The sequence below is a fragment of the uncultured Proteiniphilum sp. genome, assembly GCF_937873925.1.
Taxonomy (GTDB): Bacteria; Bacteroidota; Bacteroidia; order Bacteroidales; family Dysgonomonadaceae; genus Proteiniphilum.
The window spans coordinates 1-20,918 of sequence record NZ_CALNAT010000143.1 but is presented as its reverse complement, the minus strand read 5'-3'; the positions used below and the strand labels follow the sequence as shown (position 1 = coordinate 20,918).

General features: G+C 40.9%; 16 protein-coding genes and 1 pseudogene. All 17 read left to right on the top strand.

The features are described from left to right. The first annotated feature begins 104 nt into the window (after window positions 1-104). On the top strand, window positions 105-2,006 hold the full coding sequence (locus tag Q0502_RS09465; RefSeq protein WP_298649933.1) for a BACON domain-containing carbohydrate-binding protein: 1,902 nt from the start codon (window positions 105-107) through the stop codon (window positions 2,004-2,006). Between the two features lie 81 nt (window positions 2,007-2,087). Further along, a complete protein-coding gene (locus tag Q0502_RS09460; RefSeq protein WP_298649932.1) occupies window positions 2,088-2,999 on the top strand; it encodes a hypothetical protein in 912 nt (303 codons plus the stop codon). 107 nt (window positions 3,000-3,106) lie between these two features. Then, window positions 3,107-4,288 carry a sialidase family protein gene (locus tag Q0502_RS09455; protein WP_298649931.1) on the top strand — a complete coding sequence of 394 codons (1,182 nt, stop codon included), beginning with the start codon at window positions 3,107-3,109 and terminating at the stop codon, window positions 4,286-4,288. Window positions 4,289-4,340: 52 nt separating this feature from the next. Further along, entirely contained in the window at window positions 4,341-5,597 is a 1,257-nt protein-coding gene (locus Q0502_RS09450; protein ID WP_298649930.1) for an MFS transporter, read from the top strand. Between the two features lie 31 nt (window positions 5,598-5,628). Then, complete coding sequence (locus Q0502_RS09445) at window positions 5,629-6,447, top strand: aldolase/citrate lyase family protein (protein ID WP_298649929.1); 819 nt, start codon at window positions 5,629-5,631, stop codon at window positions 6,445-6,447. 5 nt (window positions 6,448-6,452) lie between these two features. Next, window positions 6,453-7,409, top strand: a complete 957-nt coding sequence (locus Q0502_RS09440; protein ID WP_298649928.1) for an aldo/keto reductase — start codon at window positions 6,453-6,455, stop codon at window positions 7,407-7,409. A gap of 236 nt (window positions 7,410-7,645) precedes the next feature. Continuing rightward, on the top strand, window positions 7,646-9,820 hold the full coding sequence (locus Q0502_RS09435) for an alpha-galactosidase (RefSeq protein WP_298649927.1): 2,175 nt from the start codon (window positions 7,646-7,648) through the stop codon (window positions 9,818-9,820). 75 nt (window positions 9,821-9,895) lie between these two features. Further along, window positions 9,896-10,822, top strand: coding sequence for a Gfo/Idh/MocA family oxidoreductase (locus tag Q0502_RS09430; protein WP_298649926.1), 927 nt, complete (start codon window positions 9,896-9,898; stop codon window positions 10,820-10,822). Between the two features lie 11 nt (window positions 10,823-10,833). Next, entirely contained in the window at window positions 10,834-11,610 is a 777-nt protein-coding gene (locus Q0502_RS09425) for an SDR family oxidoreductase (RefSeq protein WP_298649925.1), read from the top strand. Between the two features lie 824 nt (window positions 11,611-12,434). Then, window positions 12,435-13,292: pseudogene (locus Q0502_RS09420) on the top strand (glycoside hydrolase family 43 protein); the annotation flags it as partial. A gap of 183 nt (window positions 13,293-13,475) precedes the next feature. Beyond that, complete coding sequence (gene nagA / locus Q0502_RS09415; RefSeq protein ID WP_298649924.1) at window positions 13,476-14,651, top strand: N-acetylglucosamine-6-phosphate deacetylase; 1,176 nt, start codon at window positions 13,476-13,478, stop codon at window positions 14,649-14,651. Between the two features lie 33 nt (window positions 14,652-14,684). Next, window positions 14,685-15,662, top strand: coding sequence for a hypothetical protein (locus Q0502_RS09410; protein WP_298649923.1), 978 nt, complete (start codon window positions 14,685-14,687; stop codon window positions 15,660-15,662). Window positions 15,663-15,758: 96 nt separating this feature from the next. Continuing rightward, entirely contained in the window at window positions 15,759-17,126 is a 1,368-nt protein-coding gene (locus Q0502_RS09405; protein ID WP_298649922.1) for a neutral/alkaline non-lysosomal ceramidase N-terminal domain-containing protein, read from the top strand. Window positions 17,127-17,201: 75 nt separating this feature from the next. Next, the gene (locus Q0502_RS09400) at window positions 17,202-18,641 is read left to right on the top strand and encodes an FGGY-family carbohydrate kinase (RefSeq protein WP_298649921.1); all 1,440 of its coding nucleotides are present in this window, start codon (window positions 17,202-17,204) and stop codon (window positions 18,639-18,641) included. Between the two features lie 14 nt (window positions 18,642-18,655). Next, window positions 18,656-19,213, top strand: a complete 558-nt coding sequence (locus Q0502_RS09395) for an SIS domain-containing protein (RefSeq protein WP_298649920.1) — start codon at window positions 18,656-18,658, stop codon at window positions 19,211-19,213. A gap of 7 nt (window positions 19,214-19,220) precedes the next feature. Continuing rightward, window positions 19,221-19,925 (top strand): triose-phosphate isomerase, encoded by a 705-nt coding sequence (locus Q0502_RS09390; RefSeq protein WP_298649919.1) that lies wholly within the window; start codon window positions 19,221-19,223, stop codon window positions 19,923-19,925. Window positions 19,926-19,968: 43 nt separating this feature from the next. Beyond that, window positions 19,969-20,469, top strand: a complete 501-nt coding sequence (locus tag Q0502_RS09385; protein WP_298649918.1) for a secondary thiamine-phosphate synthase enzyme YjbQ — start codon at window positions 19,969-19,971, stop codon at window positions 20,467-20,469. Window positions 20,470-20,918 lie beyond the last annotated feature (449 nt).

The following is a 20,918-nucleotide window of genomic DNA, read 5'->3' as shown; positions in this document are numbered from 1 at the left end:
ATTTCAAAAAAAGAGAGTATTAACCAGAGGTAGATTGGGTGTCATTACAAAAGCATCTTTTTATCTGTGATTAAAACTCTCTTTTGACCTGTAAATTAAATATTATGGCGAGAAGAATTCATATTTTATTCGTGGTAACGGTCGCTTTTCTGTTGACTGCAATGTCCTGCAAAGGGGAACAGATTGAGAATCTTTATTTGGAGGTTTCGTCGAAACAACTGAATTTTTTCTCTGAGGGCGGTGTCAATTATATAAGAGTCCATTCGAACCGGGATTTTTCAGCTATATCCAACAACCCGTCATGGTGTATGGCTGAAATTATATCAAAAGGCAATCTGAAAGTAACCGTTTCCAATAACGACTTCTTTAAGGATAGAATGGCTGAAATAACTATTTTATCTGATGAGCTTGAAGAAAAAGTGAAGATTAGCCAACTTGGTGCAAATTCATTACTTGCCGTGAAAGAATCTTCTGTTGTTATCTGTGAAGAAGAAAGTCTCGATTTTACATTGACAGTGACAGCCACTGTTCCGATAGTTTTTGAACTCCCGGAGTGGATTGATGAAACCTCCGCCTCGATACCATTGACAGGAGAAAGGATATATTCATTTACGGCGGCTGCTTTAAACACCGATGAATTGATCCGTTCCGGGGAGATCGTGGTTAAAGCGGAAAATCCAGACATTGTTCCAAGCAAAGTTATACCGTTACAATTAATCAGGGAAACAGGCACATCCGTCTGGGATGAAGGCAATCAGGATCTTAAAGTTATCCGGCCCGGCGTTCTTTCATATGATGAGAGTAAAATTATCTATTGTCGCAACGGGCAACCACTCGTGAATATTGAATTGCAAGCACCTGTGCTGGTGGCGGTGGCAACAAAACAGGAGGAATGGGGTTTTTTTCAGTTTCCCGGTTTATACAGGAGTGCCGTCGGAGATTTACTTATAGCCTCTTATCAAATGCAGTGTGACGGTCTGGAATGTCAGGGAACCGGAGTAAATGTGAGGATGTTATCATCCGATAACGGGAAAACATGGCATTCATCCAATCAGAGCGTTTGGGGAAGAGGGTTGTTTCTTCCCGCGATAGGAGAGTTTATCACCTACACCTCACCTGCTCCATTAAAAGTAAGTGACTTACAATTACCTTCGCCTGTCGGGAGCAATTTGGAAGCATCGGGCAGATTATTTACCTACTACCAAATGGCAGAACTTCCGGCAGCCCTGCAAGGCGCTTATATAGTTAAGACCAAAGACGGCAGGTCAACTACGATACATGCATCACTAGACGATCCAGGGGCAGTCAGATATTCGAACAACGACCTGTTTCCGGTTACATGGTGGGGCGATATGAAACTGTTACCTGATAATTCCATTGTTGCCGGTATGTATGCCATGTTTTACGAACGCCCAGAGGGTGGCGTCTATCCATCGGGGGTCTCATTTTACCGTTCTACCGATTATGGCATGAGTTGGAAAATTCAAGGGAAAATACCGTATAGTTACGATCCATTGGTCGATCCGAATGGAAACCGGCGTTTAGCCTTTGGTTATACCGAGCCGGCGTTTGAAATCCTTTCCGACGGAACGTTTCTTTGCGTGATGCGAACCGATGATGCTTACGGGAGGGGTCCCATGTATCTCTCACGCTCGTCGGACCAAGGTGTGACATGGTCTCAGCCGCGAGCATTCACACCCTCGGGGGTACTCCCCAAACTGCTTCAACTGGAGAATGGCGTACTCGTGCTCGCTTCCGGCCGTCCCGGCGTCCAGATACGCTTTTCGCTCGATGGCAAGGGCGAAAAATGGACAGACCCTTTTGAAATGGTACCATTTAATGACGCGAACGATGTTGCTGCTTCATGCGGATATACGCAGCTTTTGGCTACCGGTCCCGATAGTTTTTTGGTCATTTATTCCGACTTCAGGTATTTGAATCAAAATAAAGAAGAACGAAAAGCCATTAAAATCAGGGAGATAAAAATTGCAAAAAAACAACTGTAAAATTTCGACATGGGATATTTGACAAAAAAAAGGAAGATATTATGTATAGGGGTTTTGATGTTGCCTCTATTGTCTTGTAATATGAAATCAAAATCAAATACAAAAATAACGGATTGTCTTGTGGTGAATACTCTTTCCATTTTAGAAAGTAATATGAAGAACCAAAAAGAATGGATAAAAGTCCATGCAGCAGAGTTTATGTTGTGGAGTGGATATCCCGATGGAGTGAAAGAACTTTTCATAAGAGAAGAACAGTTATATGGAGATATTTCTCCTTACCGGATTGGAATATGGCGGGTTTTGATGCAAACGGAAACAGAACTGCAGCAAAAGGAAGTGTGGATCGATAAGCTCAGGCAAGCGTATTTTGATAAAAATAGTACCGACAGGCTTCATGCAATAGAGACACTGGCGAAACTTGAGGTCCCGGTTTTTGGTGATGAAACCAAATTAAGCGATATCTTTACAGGGGGAATCCCGGATAGTTTTTCAATTTATAAACTGTGGAATTTTGCCTATACGTCTGATGAAAACTTTGAAATTGTACAGGAATTATTATTGAGGTTTTCCGTATCTGAGCAATATGATTTTTCAACTCGATCAATTTCTCTTTACGCATTAAGAAAACTAGGAATATTGAAAGATTCTTCATGGAAAATTCTATCCGACTCAACTCTTTCGGAATCAAATAAGAATCCAATAAAAGTGAATTTATTGACAACAGCAATCATAACAGCTAATAACAATGCAATTCAAACGGATTCATACAAGGAGATTTGGGACAACCTGCTGTCTTTGAGTAGAAATGAGGAAAAGAATAATGTTTGCATGAATGTTTTAGAGGCCTTTGCCGAAAAAGGAGGCCGAGATGAACTGGAGATTATCTCTGCTTTAATAGATAAGAAAAAAGGGTTAGATGATCCGCAATCTGTTGATGTCTTGTCTTATTGCGCGTTTGCGATTTTACGAATAAAACATATAGAGAGTTTCTGATAGAGAGTTGCACAAAATTAAACAGCAACGGGATATTCTCGATTTTTCACATTATACATTGAAGAGATTGAATTACAAAAGTCTAATAAATAATTGTTTACTTACTTATGAACCGGAAATATTACATTATCACGTTATTACTAACTGTCTCGTCAGTCGTTACCTGTTATTGTAGCAATAATCCCAAGCAGTCGGATATCAGAAAAATAAAAGATATAATTATCTATGAGGATGCTCAATATTATTCATCGTTTCCATCTGTTATTAAAACGGATGAGCAAGATTTTATTGTTGCTTTCCGTCGTGCTCCGGAGAGAAAGGTGTTTGGCGAAAGTAGTAGCAGTCATGTGGACCCCAATAGCTACCTAGTATCGGTACGTTCTAAAGATGGAGAAATATGGACCGAGAAACCGGAACTTATTTATGCTCATCCGTTTGGTGGATCCCAAGACCCTTGCTTAGTAAAATTGCAGGATGGTACAATTCTTTGTACCAGCTACGGATGGACTTTCATTAAACCTGATGGACTTTCAAATCTTAAAACACCATACTTTAAGAATGGAGGAGCAGTCTTTCTCGGAGGATATATTGTCCGGTCTTTTGATAACGGAAAAACATGGGAAGACCCGATTTATCCTCCACATGTGGATGAGGAAATAAATTTCAATCCTTTTGGAGATCCCTTGCCCGCCTACAATAGAGGTGCACTATATGAAGGAAAAGACGGACGGGTTTTTTGGGTGGTTGCAGTTAATGATTCTGTACCTGTAAGAAAGAATTCTAATCATCTGCTTGTCTCTGAAGACAAAGGTTTAACCTGGCAATATTCAGGCTTGGTAGCCAAGGATGACAAAGTAAGCTTTAATGAAACTTCCATATATGAAACACCCAAAGGAGACTTGATCGCGTTTATGAGAACAGCAAATTTTGATGACCAGGCTTGTATTGCCCGTTCTACGAATGGAGGCAAAACTTTCAAATGGGAGTCAATGGGGTTTCAGGGGCATCCTTTGAACGCGCTCAGACTCCCGGACAACCGTGTTTTGCTAACTTACGGTTACCGTCATAAACCTTATGGAATTCGTGCCAGAATACTCAATGCCGAATGTACAGACTATGCTACTGCCCCTGAGTTCGTTTTACGTAGTGATGGGGGAAACGGAGATATAGGTTATTCATGGCCTGTTCAATTAGATAAAGACAGGGTACTTGTTGTATACTACTTTAATAAAGATAATGGTACACGTCATATTGCAGGAACAATTTTGGAAATTGGCAAAGAGTATTAAAATTTTCCTATAAGCGAGAATAAAAAAGGGAATATAGATAAAAATCAGCAAAATGCCAACACCGAACCCCCATCAACTACCTTCAAGAGCCTGGCTTACAGTAGGACTTCTTTTTTTGGTCGGACTGTTAAATTATCTGGACCGGATCATGCTGACTACTATGAGGGGGTCAATCATGGAATCGATCCCTATGACCGAGGCAGAGTTTGGGTTGCTGACCTCAATCTTCCTGTGGATATACGCGATCCTAAGCCCTTTAGCCGGATTTATGGCTGACCGGTTTAAAAGGAGCCATGTTATTATAGCAAGTTTATTTATCTGGTCTTTAGTAACATGGATGACTGGTCATGCCACAACCTATAATCAGCTTTTATTTTCAAGAGCGTTGATGGGTATTAGCGAAGCATTTTATATCCCGGCAGCTTTGGCTTTAATTGTAGATTACCATAGGGGATCTACTCAGTCCCTAGCAACGGGTCTACATTTAGCCGGTGTTATGTTAGGACAGAGCTTGGGGTTCTTGGGAGGATGGATTGCTGAAAAATTTAATTGGAATTTAGCCTTTAATGGCTTCGGGCTTATTGGTATCTCTTACGCGGTTATATTAATATTTCTATTGCGAGAACCGGTTCATACAGGTATTCTTGAAACTACGGATACAAGTAAGAAAAAAGAGGACAAGAAAGAAAATATCAAGTTTACAGGTGTTTTTAAAATTATATTTAGCAAACCGGCATACATCTACCTTCTTATTTTTTGGGGATTTATGGGACTTGTCAGTTGGATGATATCCGCGTGGCTCCCTACTTATTACCAGGAAAACTTCCAGTTATCTCAAACGCAGGCAGGCTTATATGCAACAGCTTATCTTTATCCGGTATCAATAATAGGCGCTATTCTGGCAGGGGTAATTACCGATAAATGGAGTGTGAGAAATAAATATGCCCGTGTTCTTGTCCCTATCATCGGGTTGGCTATTGCTGCCCCTTGTGTCTTTTTGGCAAGCTACACCTCCGTACTGCCCTTGGCTATAGTCTTTCTAATGGTTTACGGGTTTATGAGGATGACCGTGGACGATAACCTGATGCCAATCATGTGCCTTTTTGTTGAAAACAGGTATAGGGCTACTGCCTATGGAGTGATGAACATGTTCGCGACAATGGTTGGCGGATTGGGTATTTTTCTAACAGGAGTTATGCGTGATATGAGTATTGACTTAGGCACTATATATCAAGTTGCAGCGTTTAGTTTACTCGTTTGTATACTCCTCCTTTTCATGGTAAAAAGTAATATTAAAATAGAGAAATAGAAAATCACATATATCACGATAAAAGAATGATATGAACATGAAAGAAAGCAGGGTATTGAGAAAATTGAGAGCAGGCGAAATAGTTAGTTGTTTCAAATTAAACTTGTCGGGAGGTGAAGTTGCCGAAATTGCAGCGATGTCGGGTTTTGATTGTATCTGGCTGGATAGAGAGCACGTTGTGCAGGACTGGAGTCAAATTAAAGCCCAAAATTGGGCAGTAAAATCATACAATGCCGATGTAATGGTTCGGGTTTCTCGTGGAAGCTACAGTGATCTTATCAAACCGCTCGAGATGGATGTCACGGGACTACTGGTACCTCATATCATGGATCTGGAAGACGCGAAACAGGTGGTTTTTCACACCCGTTTCCATCCCATCGGGAGGCGTCCGATTGACGGAGGTAATGCTGATGGGGCTTATACGAATCTTGATTTTCAACACTATTTAAAACAAGCCAATGAACAACGATTTATTGCCTTGCAAATCGAAGATCCCGAACCCCTTGATGATTTAGAAGCAATTGCAGCTTTGGATGGGTATGATATGCTCTTTTTCGGACCAGGCGATTTTAGCCAAGGGATAGGAGCCCCAGGACAATGGGATCACCCTCTATTGATAGAGACACGCAGGCGGGTAGCAGAAATTGCACGCAAGCATGGAAAATTTGCCGCCACCACCGGAAGTATCCATAATGTAAACGAATTGATAAATATAGGATATCAATTTATTAGTATTGGTGCTGATGTAATAGGCTTAAGTGATTATTGCAATGAACTGGTTGATAGTTTTAACCGATTGAAGGTTAATAAAGAAGTAGAAAACCTTTCTTCCTTTGGACCGTATAAATAAAGAGTATGCAAAAAAGAGAATTAGGGAAAACAGGTATAGAAATTTCGGAGATTGCTTTCGGAGGGGTTGAGATAGGTATGCCTTACGGTATAGGAATAAACAATTCCGAGGATATGCTGTCCGAGAAAGAAGCTGTGAACCTGCTTCATTTGGCTGTCGATTCAGGAATTAATTTTTTTGATACAGCCCGAATGTATGGCAACAGTGAAAATGTCATGGGAAAAGCCTTTAACGACAGGCGGAGTAAAATTGTACTGGCAACAAAATGTAGACATCTGCTGGATAGAGACGGCAATCTTCCTCTCGACTCAGAATTACGTAAAATAATTATTGAGTCGCTCCAGGAAAGTTTAGAGGCATTGCAGACCGACCACGTGGATATCTTTATGCTCCATCAGGCAAATCTGAAAATACTTGAGAACGAAACGATCGCTGTTGTTTTTAACGAGTTGAAGAACAAAGGCCTTTGCAGGGCTACAGGTGTTTCTACTTATACAACCGGGGAGACCAAAAAAGCGATAGACAAGGGATACTGGGATATGATTCAATTACCATTCAATATAATGGATCAAAGGCAAGGAACTCTATTCCAAGAAGCCTACCAGAAGGGAGTGGGTATAGTGGTACGATCGGTACTTTTAAAAGGGCTTCTGAGCGATAGGGGTAAGAACCTGCATCCAGCATTGAAAGATGTGGAGAATCATATTTCCAGATACGGAGATATAATCCGGGAAGCGGATATAACTTTGCCGGCACTTGCTACAAAATTCGCCCTTTCGTTTCCTGAAATATCATCCGTATTAGTAGGTATCGATAGGAAAGAATATCTTGAAGAGACACTAAAAACGGCTAATGGCAATTATCTGAATCCGGTAACTTTCAATAAAGCAAAAAAACTGGCATATCCCGACCCGGAATTTATAAACTTGCCGTATTGGGATAAAATGAATTGGTTGAGATAAATAATAAACTGATGTTTCGCGGTTTAAAACTGAATTGATAATCAGAGGATAATATGTGAAATTTTGTCATACAGAGATATAGAAATCAATGCATTCCCCTTCTATTTCTTTGTCAATGGTTTGAGGGAAGTGCGAAACATGAGTTAGTAATTTTTTAAACAATTCCCGACCGAAATATCTCTATTTTTCACATTTTTGAGAAATGAGGTTTTAGGGAGGGCAATATTTAATTTATAATGATAAAAATTCGATTGTTTTTGTATCTTTTTTTCTTTCCTTCGTTATTTCTAAGTTTATCGGCACAAGAGATAATTAATACTGTAAATCCGGAAGGCTGGATTTTGCAGACAGATAACTCTGTATATCAAATGACAGTGTCAAATAATAAAGTAGAACATGTATTCTATGGACAAAAAGATCAATTCGATTTTAAACGAAGAAATACAAAATGGGCACCCCTCGATGAAATTCCGGTGAGAGGAGGGCTCCCTTACAAAACTCCTGTGATTGAAGTGGTTTTTTCGGATGACGTCAGGGACTTGAATTTGGTGTATGATTCATATCAAATAACAAATGACAATGGGATTCCCTTATTGAAAATAGTGCAAAAGGATTCTCATTATCCCTTTGAGGTCACGTCATATTTCAAAGTTTACAAAGAATTTGATATAATAGAAAAATGGATATCTGTGACAAATACCGACAAAGAGAATAAAGTGCTGATTGAGAATTTATTATCGGGCAGTGTTAATTTGCCAGCCGACAAATATATCCTGACTCAATTCTCGGGGAGGTACATGAATGAATTTCAAATTGAACGGGCTCACCTCACCACGGGTTTAAAAGTGATTCAATCTAAGGGTTTCAAGAGTAATGAGAATGCTCCTTGGTTCATGGTTCAAACATCAGAAGCTACAAAAAGCGACGGTTCTACATGGTTCGGCTCCCTTCATTATAGTGGAAATTGGGGATTGTTTTTTGAACAAAAATTTGATGGTGCCCTGCAGATAACCGGAGGGATTAATTTTTGGGATTCAAATTGGACTCTCTTTCCGGGGCAGAGTTTTATTAGCCCCAAAATCACATTCGGTTATTCGAACCGGGGAGCAGATAATGCTTCGGTGAATCTTGCTAATTATATTCGGAGTCATGTCCTTCCCTCCAATTTTAGAGATGAATTACGTCCTGTGCTCTATAACAGCTGGGAAGCCACTCATTATGATGTCAATGAACAACAACAAATTAAATTGGCGGACGTGGCCAAAGAAATCGGGGTTGAGTTGTTTGTCGTGGATGACGGTTGGTTTAAAGACAGAACGGATGGAAGGTCGCAAAGCGGATTAGGAAACTTTGATGTTGATACGCACAAATTTCCTAATGGTTTAAAGCCGTTAATTGACCATGTTCATGGACTTGGAATGAAATTTGGATTATGGGTTGAACCGGAAAATGTTAACCCGAACAGTGATATCTATAGAAAACATCCCGAGTGGGTATTCCAATTTCCTAATCGTGAGGGCAATAAATTTAGAAAGATTCTTAATTTGGCGAATGAAGGCGCTTATGGGTATTTATTGAATTCATTAACCAATCTTTTGGAAAATAATGATATAGATTTCATTAAATGGGATCAGAATAATCATTTATCTGAACCAGGCTGGCAAGAAGCACCACAGGGTTTAAAGAGAGAAGCGCGTATTCGGCATACAGAAAATGTTTATCGACTGGTTGATGAACTCAGGAAAAAATTTCCAGATGTACTATTTGAAACCTGTGCAAGTGGAGGGGGCAGAGTTGATTTGGGAATGTTGTCCAGGATGGATCAGGCATGGTTGAGTGACAATACCGACCCTATTGACAGACTGTTTATTCAACACGGATATGCGAAAATGCTTCCTGCCAATACCATGGTGTCTTGGGTAACCAGCATGACCAGACATCAAACCATGCCTCTTGACTATCGATTTGATGTCTCCATGACTGGTGTATTGGGTATCGGGGCAGATATCACCACATGGAATGATGAAGAAAAGGAAATCGCGAGAAAAAAAATTGAACAATATAAAAACATACGTGGGATTGTACAAAAAGGAGATCATTATTCTTTGATTTCACCATTCGAGACGAATAGATCTGCTTCACAATATGTAACTCATGATAAAAATTTCTCTCTGTTATTCTGTTTTAATATGGCCTATAACGCCACCGGTAGTCAGTTTATTGAAAGAGGATCAAAGAGTATCCAACTTATGTCATTACGCCCGGATTCCATGTATATTGTAAAAGATATATCAGAGAATAAGGAGATAGGAAGATATACAGGCTCGTTTTTGATGAATGTTGGTTTGAATTGGCCTGTTGAAAACCGCACGTACAAAAGTAAAATATTGCTTCTTGAAACAGAGATATAGATTAATGCATTACCCTTCTATTTCTTTGTCAATTGTTTGAGGGAAGTGCGAAATATGAGTAATGAAGAAAGAGATATGATAAAATTAGGTGTAATTGGAATGAGTCCGGGTAATGCACATCCCTACTCCTGGTCTTCAATAATAAACGGGACTTTCGACGGCGAAGAGATTAGCAGACTCGGTTATCCGGCGGTCACAAATTATCTCGAAGCCAATAAGGATACACTCGGCATTCCCGGAGCCGAAGTGGCTTGTGTTTGGACACAGGAACGTAGTATCTCCGAAAGCATTGCAAAAACATGCAATATATCGAGGATTGTAGATAATCTGGAGGATATGATTCCTTGGGTAGACGCAGTGCTGCTTTGCCGTGATGATCCGGAAAATCATGTTGCCATGGCGAAGCCATTTTTAGATGCCCGAATACCGCTATTTGTCGATAAACCGCTTGCTATAACGATGAAGGACCTGCACTACTTTTCTGAAGAGAATGCCAAAGGTAAATTCCTGATGTCTTGTTCTTCCATGCGTTATGCCAATGAATGCAGAATTGTGAAACAGGAAATAAATGCGTTGGGTAAGCTGGAACTCGCTACGGCTGTCGGAAAAAAAGATTGGAAAAAATATGGTGTCCATTTGTTAGAGGCGTTATTCTCCTTATTGGATGATCCTCGTCTCGCTTTTGTGAAATATACAGGAAAAACAGATAAAGATATTGTTCACATAGAATTTGAAAACGGACTTCAAGCGACGGTGCATCTCTTTATGGATATTTCCTCCACTTTTCAACTTTCACTCTTCGGACAGCAGGGTTGGAGACTTATTGATATAAAAAATTCCTATTCGATGTTTAGGGATACTATCATCGAGTTCATCCGTTCAGTGCAGGAAGGGGCTTCACGTCTGTCTTTCGATAAAACCGAAAATATAATACGTACGTTGATTGCTGCCAACGAAAGCAAAAAGCAAAGTGGAGCAACTATAGATATGTCGAAGTTTTAAGATATTGAGTTATGAATGTAAAAGAATTATTGAGCCTGCGTGGTAAAATAACATTAGTAACGGGGGGGGCCGGAAACTATGGCAAATGCATCGTGGAAGGTTTGGCAGAAGCTGACGGAACGGTGATTATTGCATCCCGAAATATGGATAATGTAAAGGATGTTGTATCCCGGTTTTGTGAGAAAGGGTTTGATGTGCATGCTATGCAAGTTGACCAGGGAGATCATGAGTCGGTATTATCATTAAAAAAAGCAATAATTGATCAGTTTGGCAGGTTGGATGTGTTTGTAAACAATGCTGTTGCCAGACCGATGAAGGGATATGATGACCCGATGGAGAACTTCGCGAAATCGATGGAAATAAATGCTACGGGAGCCATGGATATTCTACGTGAGATGGCTTCTTTGATCGAACAGGGCGGAGGAGGAAGCATCATCAATATCGCATCCATGATGGGGATGTTTGGTCCCGATTTGTCAAATTATAAAGGTACCAGCATGGGTAATCCTCCACCAGATTATTTCTTTCATAGGGCAGGATTGATCAATTTAACACGCTATCTAGCAAGAATATATGCTGGAAAGAATATACGAGTGAACTCGATAAGTCCCGGCGGTTTATTCAATAATCAGCCCGAACGTTTTGTTGAGAATTATTCTCAAAAAGTTCCGGTCGGGCGTATGGCAAATAACGATGATATCAAAGGGATTATAGTTTTACTTGCTTCCGAAGCAGGAGCTTATATCAATGGGGAAAATATCTTGATGGACGGTGGAATGTATGCGTAACATAGGAACAGCGGGGATTTTATAAAGGAAAATATCATTGGATAACGGGATATGTGTGGGAACAAGGTTGGGAGAACCAGTGGATAGTGAAAACAATTTGAATAAAAATAAAATAAAGGAATAAGAAAATGAAAAAGGATGAGAAAATGAAAAATCAAAATCCGGGGATTTTCTGTAAGATAATTTTATCTACGTTATTGGGAGTCGTGTTATTTTGGTTTTCATGTAAAGGTGAAACCGAAACCGGTATAGGTAATCGTCCGGCACAGGTGGAAACGCTCGATGTGCAGGATGTTGGTGATGTAATGGCTGTATGTAAGGGAAAGATTTCAGATAAAGGGACCGGTACCATCACTCAATATGGCATTGAATTGAACGATGGAAACGGGTATAAGAAGTATCCTCAGACTAAGGCTTCCCTCGATATTTTCGAGGTAACTTTTGCAGGCTTAACACCCGAACATACCTACCACTATCGTGCCTATATTAATGATGGCACCGTTCAATACGGTGCGGAGAAAAATTTCACTACATTAGCAACATTAATTTATACGGTAGCTATTAGTCCGGAAGCAATCACAAGCAATGCGGCTGTAGTATCATTTGCTTTAACAGATCATTTGAGTGAATGGGGGTTTCATTATAGCCAAACGGAAGTAACCGTACATGATCCGGTGATAAAAGAGTTTGTAAACGCGAACATTACATTATCAGGATTAAAACGAAATACCCAATACAATATTTTACCTTATGTAAAAGACAAAAGCGGTAAAACAGTTTATTTGGAAGAAATTAATTTTACAACTTCAAAAGTATATGCTGAATTAACCTTAGCCGATCCTTACATACTTTTGCATGATGAAATGTATTACGCGTATGGCACCAATTCGGATAATGGTATTGAAGTTTATGTTTCGCAAGATTTAAAGGAATGGAAGAAACAAGATAGGCTCGCGCTTCACAAGGACGATTCTTTTGGTAATAAATGGTTTTGGGCACCGGAAGTATATTATGTCAATGGAAAATTCTACATGTACTATTCTGCTGAAGAACATATTTGTGTGGCAATTGCAGACTCTCCGCTAGGACCTTTCAGACAACCTGTCAAAAAACCTATGTTTGAAGGAGAGAGAGCCATCGATAATTCACTTTTTATTGACGATAACGGTAAGGCGTATTTATTTTTCGACCGTTTTAATGATGGATTAAATATCTGGGTGGCGGAATTGGAAAATGATTTGATGACTATTAAAACCGAGACACTGCACCCGTGCATCCATGTTTCGCAGGCTTGGGAACAGGTTTGGCCTAGGGTGAACGAAGGCCCCTTTGTGATCAAGCATAACGGATTGTATTACATGACGTATTCGGCAAATAGCTACGAAAGTCAATTCTACGGTATCGGTTGTGCCACAGCTACTGATATTATGGGGGAATGGCTAAAATATCCCAATAACCCTCTTTTGCAAAAGCCAGGTGATCTTGTTGGAGTCGGGCATAACTCCATGTTCAAGGACAAACAGGGAGACCTGCGAGTTGTTTTTCACGCGCATTATAATAAAGAAAGAATTCATCCCCGAAAAATGTATATAGCAAAAGCAGGTTTTAACAAAATAGGCGAAGTTGATCATTTATATATTGAAAATAATTATGAAACTCCACTGTTAATAGTAGACGAATAAAAAGACCGCAACAACCACGTGCCCTATACGGTTGAATTTGACGGATCGTAGCTAGTAAAACGTCATACCGCTGGTTGCGTTAAATGGTTCGCCGCGTCCGGCACGGTTGTCCGGTGGGAACAAGGTTTATGCATGAAGAAAAACGCCATAAGAAACTATTGAATATAATTTCTAATTGATAATATGAATACAGAAGCAGGTAATAAATTGTCTTTCAAGGGACAAATCGTAATGACATCCGGAATAAAGGATGGGTACATTACTATAGAGAATGGGTACATTATTGATGTTGGGGAATTACCTCCGGACAATCATATTGTTGATATGGGAAACGCTTACATCCTGCCGGGTTTTATCGATTTACATATTCATGGTATCCATACATCATTAGTCGATGATGGCCCGGAGGCCTTGACAGAAATATGCAGGGCGTTGCCTCAGTACGGAGTTACCGGTTTTCTACCTACTGTTGCCCCCCGTCCGAAAGGAGAAGATGAGGCTTTTCTTTCCGGATTGGTAAAGACAGAAACCCAAGGTGCTGAAATTTTAGGATTTCATCTGGAAGGGCCTTTTCTCAAAATAACAGGAGCGCTGAATTCCGATGCGATCGCACACTCCGATGCCGACAGGGTAAGATCTTTGATCAATGCCGCTAAACCCTATAAAGCCATATTCAGTATCTCTCCCGATGTGGAAGGAATTGAAACCCTTATTCCGCTGATGGCGGATAATGATACTCCGGTATTTATGACCCATACTGCCGCAAATGTAGAAGAAACCCAACGGGCGATAGAGTTGGGTGCCTGTCATGCAACCCATTTCTATGATGTTTTCCCTTGTCCGGAAGTTACGGAGGCGGGGGTGAGACCTTGCGGTGCAGTGGAAGCGATCCTGGCAGACGAACGTGTAAGCGTGGATTTTATTTTGGATGGGGTACATGTGAATCCGGTTGCGATAAAGATGGCATTGGCTTGTAAGGCGCAAGGCCCCGGGAAGGTTTGCTTAATTACGGATGCCAATGTAGGTGCCGGGTTGGAGCCCGGACGATTTGTATTTGGCAATAGCGGTGAGATTTACTTCTCATCGAAAGGGAGTCCTGCCCGGTCCGTAGAGAATAATACACTGGCAGGTAGCGGATTAACTATGGATCAGGCATTGAGAAATGCCATGAAATGGTTGGGTATAAGTCTTGTAGAAGCTTCTAAGTTACTTAGTGCCAATCCGGCAAAGGTACTGGACATTGATCATAAAAAAGGAAAATTATCTGTCGGTTACGATGCTGATTTTGTCGTGATTGATGAGAAATTAGAGGTATTGCAAACGTGGATAAAGGGAAAATGTTTTTTTGGAAGGAAATGATATGATACCGACAAGAAAAAATAAAATAATCATATGAAACAAACAGAAAGAACCAAGCCTGACCATCTGACTCTTGGGCATCGACAATTTGATTTTAACCCTTCTGAATGGGTACCGTTTAAAGATAAAAACGAGATACTCAGGGTTACCAATATTAAGAAGGAAGATATTGAGAAGCACTCAAATCCTGAATTTATAATAAAAGTAATGCCTGATGCCGATGTTGATTATATCTGGCTTACAGATATGTTCGCGAGGATCAAGCATGCTTCCGAAACAGGAAATAAACTTGTGATGATCCTTCCCAACCCCGCTCCGATATACAGGCATGTTGCCCGTTTGATTAATACCTGCCATATTGATTGCAGAAATATCTATGCTTTCGCTATGGACGAATATGCTGATGAGCACGGAAACATTGCCCCTGAAAATTGGAAATTCGCTTTTACCCACGCTATGATGAAGTATTTTTATTATGAAATAGACGAAAAATTAAGGCCCAAAAAAAGTCATTTTATCGGATTCACCAACAAAAATTTGAAAGATTACGGAAAAATGATTGATGATATGGGTGGAGCGGATATATGCTACAGCGGTCCGGGATGGACAGGCCATTTGGCCTTTATAGAACCCGATGCTCCGGAATTTCAAGGGACACTTGAGGAGTGGAAGAATATGAGTGCCCGGGTATGTACTTTGAGTCCCTTTACTCTTGCTCAGAATTCTTTGCACGGATGTTTCGGTAAGAGCGGTAATTTGGCGGCAATTCCTCCGAAGGCCGCCACGATTGGGCCTTTAGAGGTAATAAAAGCGAAGCACCGGATAGATGTACATGCTATTACGGTGCATGGCACGACAACAGCCTGGCAACGTTTTATCTCCCGTCTTGTACTGCATGGCCCGGTAACACCTCTTGTGCCGGAATCCTTATTACAAACACTACGGACGGATGTATTTATCTCGGAAACGATTGCTCAGAATATTGAAACTGATTGGAATAAAGGATATTAAACAACTGCCCTCCATTCTTTCTAATAGAAAAGAAGGGCTTCTCTTAATACCCATAGCCTGTTCAGATTTTTAACGAAAATAGATCCATATAAAAGAATGATTGACAATATTTTTCCAAAAACCTCCTCTACCGGGAAGTTTGGGGAGGCTCAATTCAAAGCCGGAGCAGCATTTACAAATATTACGCCTCAAGATTCGCATTTTCTTCACGGTTATCCGTTTGTGGAAAGAACAAGTACGGGAACGCATGATCTATTACTAAGTTCTGCTTTATATTTGAGCGATGGAAAAGAAGAAGTTTTGTTTATTTCCAACGATATCATTTATATAAGCAAAGATATGGTTACCCGGATCAGACGTGTTATTTCTGAGAAAAAAGGTATTCCGGCTTCAAACATCATGATAGCAGCAACCCATACGCACTCAGGACCGGTAACCGTAGATTGTATTATCAGTGAAAATGATCCGATTGTCCCGAAGGTAGATAGGGATTATTTGAGGTATATGGAAAAGAAAACCGTACAAGCTGCTTTTCAGGCTATTGAAAATGCCGTTTCAGCTGAAATTGCATTTGTAACGGGCGATGCAACGGGAGCAGGGACTAATCGGCATGATCCTTCCGGCGCCAAAGATATGGAGGTACCCGCTATGATTGTCCGGAATAGTAGGAATAAGGAATATATCGCATCTATGTTGGTCTGCAGTATGCACCCGACTATTCTGCACGAGGACTCCAGACTCTACAGCAGCGATTTCCCTTATTTTGTTCGCGAAAAATTGCAGCAGGAACTATTGGGGACAGATTGTCCCGTAATATACTTTACCGGAACTGCGGGGAATCAAAGTCCGCGCCATGTCACCAAGTCGAATACATTTGAGGAGGCCCACCGTATTGGAGAGATCGTTGCCGGCTCAATTTTGTCAAAATTGACAGAGGATATTGTTTATTCATCAGAATGGACAGTTCGATCCGTACAAACCGGGACGGATTTACCGAAACGCAAATTCCCTGCGGTCGAATGGGCACAACAACGTAGAGACAAGGCAAAAAAGCGCTTCGAAGAGCTGGGAAAATCGTCCGGTAATCGACAGGAAGTCCGGACGGCAGAAGTGGATTGGTTTGGAGCGGAAGAATTGTTGTTTCTTACTAAGAAGGCTCAATCCAATTTATTGGACGAGGCCTATAAGAATTGTTTACCGGCAGAAATACAGATGATCAGGATCGGGTATTGGAGTTTTATTGCCTGGCCGGGAGAAATTTTTGCCGAGTATGGGCTTGAATTAAAAGCTTTGTATAAAAATATCTCTTTAATCACTTATGCAAACGGAGAATTACAGGGATATATCACTACAAAGGAAGCAGTCGATAAGGGTTTTTACGAAGCCGGAAATTCGCTTTTCGACTACAGATCAGGGGGAATACTAATAAAAAAAACGATTGATTTACTGGAACGTTTTCGTTAAGCAAGAGCAGAAACAAAGCTTGCTTTGGTTATACCAAGCGCAGAAAACGACTAATGTAATTGAACAATTGAACAAATGAGTTTCTTTCTTGGAATAGATTTAGGCACAAGTTATTTCAAAGCAGGTATATTTGATGAAAACGGAAAACTGCACGGGTTAGGCAGGCATCCGGTGGAAAAGAGTGGCTATGGAGGAAGTGTTTGTGAGTTGGAAGTCGCTGTTTTCTGGAAAACGCTCCGTCTTTGTATCCGGTATGCAATGAAAGAGGCGAACATATCTTCCAATAAAATACAGGCTCTGTCTTATTCTTCCCAGGCCAATAGTTTCCTTCTACTGGATGAGTCGGATAATCCGTTAACACCCTTGATTTTATGGAGTGATGAGAGAGCTGAGGATGGATCTGCCCAAGTGCAAACACTATTAAAGAAGACGGACTTTCTTTATAAAACAGGACTGGGAATTTCACCCGGCAAACATTCACTTATTGCAAAAATAGGTTGGTTTCAAAAACAACAACCCTATATATGGGAAAAGGTAAGGAGTATCATGTCTATCTCTGATTATTTGACATTTACTCTTACCGGTAACCGTATAAGTGATGTAAGCACTTCGTCTATGACGGGTTTACTAAATGTTCCGGAAGGTCGGTGGTGGCAGGAGGCTACAGACATTTTTAATATTGAAAAAACACATTTGCCGACTCTATTAAAAATGGGAAGTCTGGTTGGAAATCTTACTGAAAAAGGTGCAGGGCTTATAGGTTTATCTCCCGATACAAATATGTTTTCAGGCGGATTAGACCACCATATGGTCGCTATCGGTGCCGGGCTTCCCAGACTGAACTACATCAGTGAATCAACAGGAACCGTTCTGGCTTGCGTCAATTGCCAAAAGGAATATAAACCACGGATAGGTGTGAATATCTCGCAAGGGGTGGATGACAGTCACTATTTTCAGATGGCTTTCAATGCAAACGGAGCGATAGTTTTGGAGTGGTATCAATCAAATTATGCTCCCGCACTTTCCATACCCCAACTGCTTGCATTGGCCGAAACAATTGCGCCGGGATGTGAAGGGCTGGTTGCAAAATCATCTGCGAACGAATATATGGATTTAAAAGGTTTTATAAACGTAAAAAAAAGATATACCCACGGTCACTTTGTAAGGGCGATCCTCGAGTCGACGGGATTGAGTTTAGATGGCCTTGTCAAAAAATTAGATGGGACGGATGCGCAGGCCATTGTTCCTTCAGGAGGAGGAGCCCGTAGCCGGCTGTGGTTGCAAATTAAAGCCGATATACTGGACCGGCCATTTTTACTGCCCGAATCCGGCGAACTTGCCTGTAAGGGGGCGGCGATGTTATGTAGGGTAGGAATGTCGCGCTTTAAGAATATGGATGAAGTTATGGAAAGTCAAATGGCGTTCACAGAAACCATTTATCCCGATCCGGTGGAAATGGAAAAATATAAAAATTGGAGTAAAGATATTAAAAACAAAGAATTATGGGAGGATTGACAAGAGATGTCATAATGCAGAAAGCAATAGAGTCCCTGAGAATAGAACGCGATGCTATATCGGACATCATAGATTACCTGGATATTGAGCGTTTTTATGAAGCTGTTACAGTATTGAGTACCTGTTCCAAAATTATTACCTGCGCAGCAAAAAATGTTTCACATTCTCTGTGCTGTATTGAACGGAATGCTCAATTCCTGTCACCCGCGGAAGCTGTTCACGGCGGATTGGGATGTATAAAAAGAGGGGACGCGGTGGTTATGGTTTCCCGCGGAGGAAAAACGGCTGAATTGCTCCCGATCATCGATGTGTGCAATAAAAAAGAGGCAATACTGATCGGTATCACGGAAAATCTGAATTCTCCCTTATCCGAGAAATCTCAAATAGTGGTTCCGATGAAGATCAGGAGGGAGAGTGATCCGTTAAACATCATGGCCACATCAAGTTTTGTAGTCACAGTCGCTATTTTCGATGCCATGCTTTCCGCTATTATGGAACAAACCGGATATAAAATTGAGCAATTTGCCCTTATCCATCCGGGGGGAGCGGTAGGAAAGAAACTTAATAATTGACATAACCATGTATAAAGGACTAACGATTAAACCGCCATTTTTTGAGATTGGACCAAAAGCTTTTCTCTATGGAGAAAAGATGTTGAAATTGGCAAAAGCGGCCGACGAAGCTTCAGCCAGATACGATGTGAGGATTATCTTAACCCCTCAGCCTACCGATATTTATCGGTTAGCAAAAGAAACCGAACATGTACTCATATTTGCCCAGCATATGGATCCTTTACCGGTGGGCAGGGGATTGGGTTCGATCCTTCCCGAAGCGGTAAAAGCTGCCGGAGCCGTGGGTGTGATGCTTAACCATGCGGAAAAACCGATGACGATGGCTAATTTGTATCAGGCAATCAGGCGGGCGGATGAAGTCGGGTTGGTAACCATTGTTTGTGCCGATTCTCTCAAAGAGGCGGAAGCTATCGCCCATTTCTCTCCCAATATCATTGTGGCGGAACCAACGGAGTTAATCGGGACAGGACAGACCAGCGACGAGGAATACATAATAGCCACTACTTCGGCTGTCAAAAGGGTAAATCGGGAAATTCAGGTCCTGCAGGCTGCAGGAATCAAGAACGGACAGGATGTTTACAGAGTAATAAAAGCCGGGGCCGACGCCACAGGAACTACAAGTGGCATCATGAAAGCCAGGGATCCGGAGGCTATGTTAGATGAAATGATTCATGCCGTGCGCATAGCATGGGATGAAGTACACGGGAAGTAAGTGATAAATTATAAATTTAAAAAATTAAAAGGAGATTAAAAGAATGAAACTTTACAGAGGAACAATTGAGTTACAGTCGAAAGATCACAGACCCGATTTTCACAACGTAACCGACGGCGTTAAAAAAATTGTTGATGAGTCTGGAGTCAAAAACGGAATTTGTGTAATTTATTCGCATCATACCACATGCTCCGTGATCACACAGGAATGCTCCCACGATTTGAATTTTTTCGGAAGGGAATATTTGCAGCAGGATTTGAACAACATTATGGAGAAGTTGGTCCCTACTTGCAGGACAGAAGGGCAATACCTTCATCCGGGCCCCAGGCATATTGAATTCGCCCTCACGTTTCCCGATGAAGAACCGAAGGGAAGCCTGAATACCGATGCCCATCTGCGTTCGGTATTCTTTGGCCGCTCAGAGACAATCCCCTTAATCGACGGTGAACTTTCCCTGGGAGATTTCGGGTTTATTTATTTTATCGATTGGGATCAAATAAGAGAACGGAAAAGAGTATGCGAGGTCCAGATCATGGGTGAGTAGATACAGTCGAGATTATGTAAAATTGTTGAAGAGGTTGTCACACGTATGATAACCTCTTTAATTTATAGCTGATTAAGATTTCTATCAAAAATCACAGAGGAAAAATCAATTATTGAACCGACCGAAAGATCAAATTCAGTACATTTGTCGATATTTCTGTGTGGCTAAGTTAAATATAATGAATAGAATGACTTTTGGTGAACCAAAAATATTATGTATTAATTTAATGGTATTTATCTTTGGAGGCAATCAAAGGTAATATATCATCGCGTCAGCATAGGTCAGCACAGTTGATAATAATTAAAATTATATATATTTGCATATTTAAATCGTGCATCAATGGCAGTTGTAGTAATCATGCCCAAGCAGGGGCAATCGGTAGAGAGTTGTATCATCACCGGGTTGAACAGGAAAAAGGGCGACACGGTGCAGAAGGGGGACGTGTTATT